Genomic DNA, 2,642 nt, shown 5'->3' on the forward strand with positions numbered 1-2,642 from the left:
GGTCGGGGGCCGGCGGCGGGGAGGACCCCCGGCCGGGCCCGTCCGCGCCGGGCGGCGGCCGGTCTGCGCGCGGACGCGGCCACGGCGCCCCGGGGCCGCCGAGGAGCGCGGGGGCCCCGAGGAGCACCGCCACCGCGGCGAAGACGAGCCCGCAGACCAGCCCGCCGGTCACGGCGCCGAGCGCCGCGTCGGCCGGGCCGGCCGGGAGGCGGCCCGCAACGGCGTCGGCCGCCGGTCGGGCCGCCGCGCCGGCCGCCAGCGCGGCGAGCGCGAGCCGGGCCAACCCCGCCAGCACCGGGACGGGGCGGGCGGGCACCACCCGGAACCGGCCGCCGCACAGCATCAGCAGTGCCGTGACCGCGACGCCCAGGGCGTTGGCCGCGGCGATGCCGGGGGCGCCCCACCGCTCGACGAACGCCGTCCCGGCCACCACGGTGACCGCCAGGCCCGCGCACATCGCCGCGAAGGGGTACCAGCCCGGACGTCCCGCCGCGCAGTAGGGGCGGATGAGCGCCCCGACCAGGGTGTGGCCGAGGAGCCCGAGGGCGTAGACGCGCAGCACGTCGGCGGTGGCGTCCCCGGCCGCCGCGTCGAAGGCCCCCTGTTCGAAGAGGAGGCGGACCAGCTCGGGGGCGCAGGAGATCATCCAGGCGGTGCCGAGCAGGACGATCGCGCCGGCGAGCAGCAGATCGCGCTCGACCCGGTCACGGGCCCGGTCGGGGTCGCCGTCGGCCAGCGCCCGGGCGACCAGGGGAAGGGTGACGGTGCAGATCATCAGGGCCGCGACCATCGGGAGCTGGCCGATCTTCTGGGCGTAGTTCAGGTGCGAGATGGCGCCGGCGGGGAGTTCGGAGGCGAGGTGGCGCTCGACGAGCACCTGGGACTGGCGGGCGAGGGCGAACAGCGCGACGGGCAGCACCACGCCGAAGGTCATCGCCCCGGCGGCTTCCGGGGACCGGGACCCCCGGGGTTCCCCGGCGGCTCCCCGGGCCCCCGGCCCGTCCGGGTCCGGCACGGTTCGCGCGCGAAGGTGCCGCAGGACGAAGGGCAGCTGCACCAGGACCATGAGCACCCCGCCGACCGCGACGCCCACCGCCGCCGCGCGGATGCCCCACAGGTCGTGCAGCGCGAGGGCGCAGACGACGATGCCGATGTTGTACGCCGCGTAGACGGCGGCCGGCGGGGCGAAGCTGCGGTGGGCGCGGAGCAGGGCGCTGAAGTACCCCGCGACACCGAAGGCGAGGACGGTGACCGAGGTCAGGCGGGTGCAGGCGACGGCCGCGGCCGGGTCGGCGAGGCCGGGGGCCAGCAGACGGACCACCCACGGGGCGGCCAGGGCGGGCACGGCCGCCGCCGCGGCCAGCCAGAGCGCCAGTCGGGGGAGGCCGGTGGCGACCAGGGCGCGCACCGGGTCCGGACCCGTCGTGTCCCCGGCGGCCCGGTGGGCGGCGCGGCGGGCCAGCGCCAGGCTGAAGGCGGGGACGAGCACCAGCGCCATGGCGTCCTCGATGAGGAGCGTGGAGGCGAACTCGGGGATGGTCCAGGCCACCAGGAAGGCGTCGGTGGCGTCACCGGCGCCGTACAGGCCGGCGATCGTGCGGTCGCGGAGCAGGCCGAGCAGGGCGCCGGCGGCCAGCATCAGGCCGGTGACGCCGGCGGCCCGGGCGACGAACCGGTCCTCCCCGCCGACCCGCCGGGCGCGGCCGGGTCGGCGGGGAGGGCCGGGACGGCCGGGGCGGCGCGCGCCCCCGGTCGCGGTGGGCGCGCGGTCGGTGTCGGGCGCGCCGACCGGCCCGCTCACCGCCGCGCCCCGATGTCCCCGGGGGCGCCGGGGGTGCCGGCGCCGGTCGCGGAGGCCGGGGCCAGGGCCCACCAGGCGGCCAGGCCGAAGGCGAGTCCCGTCAGCACGGTGGTGGGTCCGCCGATGTCCGCGTACAGGAAATTGACCAGTTGCCAGGTCAGCAGGCCGGTGGCGGCCAGTCCGAGCCGGCGGGGGGTTCCCGGGGGGACGCCGCGCAACCGTCGCAGACAGCCCGTCAGGAGGATCGCCCAGGCACCGAATGCCGCGGTCGCGCCCAGCAGTCCCTGCTCGGCCAGGACCAGCAGGTACATGTTGTGCGGGGAGAGCAGTTGCTGCCGCTCGAACTCCCACCCGGCGCCGGCGGTGTCGCTGCCGGCGGACAGCGCGACGGAGGCCGTCGCGTCCCGGTGGTCGGGGAAGCCGCGCGGGCCGACCCCGGTCCACGGCTCCCGGCTCCACATGGTCAGGGCGGCGTCCCACAGGGCGTACCGGTCGATCACGGACTGGTCGGGGGTCTCGGTGACCCGGCCGATGCTGGTGAGCCGGTCGGCGACCCGGCCGGAGCCGGCGGCGGCCAGGCCGACGGCGAGGACGCTCCCGCACAGGAGCAGCACCAGGGCACGCCGCGAGAGCCGACCGGCGAACAGCAGCATCACCGCGCAGGCGACGGCCGTGGCGATCCACGCGCCCCGGCTGAAGGACGCCACCAGCGGTACCAGCAGCGCGCCGGCGCACAGGGGGGCGGCGAACGAACGGGCGAGCTCCCGGGGCGTGCGGGGGCGCGGGGCGCCCGGCGCCCGCGGCGGGCCGCCGAGCGCGAACGCGACGGCGACCACCACCC

Annotated in this window: 2 protein-coding genes; both read right to left on the minus strand. The window is 78.8% G+C overall.

Going from position 1 to position 2,642, the window contains the following annotated elements:
* On the minus strand, positions 1 to 1,801 hold a 1,801-nt coding region (gene murJ / locus FOE67_RS22250; protein WP_323385288.1), incomplete at its 3' end, for a murein biosynthesis integral membrane protein MurJ.
* Positions 1,798 to 2,642: O-antigen ligase family protein (locus FOE67_RS22255; protein WP_182666621.1), on the minus strand; the 845-nt coding region annotated here is incomplete at its 5' end. The genes FOE67_RS22255 and murJ, both read right to left, overlap by 4 nt.

The sequence above is a fragment of the Streptomyces calidiresistens genome, from assembly GCF_014141525.1.
Taxonomy (GTDB): domain Bacteria; phylum Actinomycetota; class Actinomycetes; order Streptomycetales; family Streptomycetaceae; genus Streptomyces; species Streptomyces calidiresistens.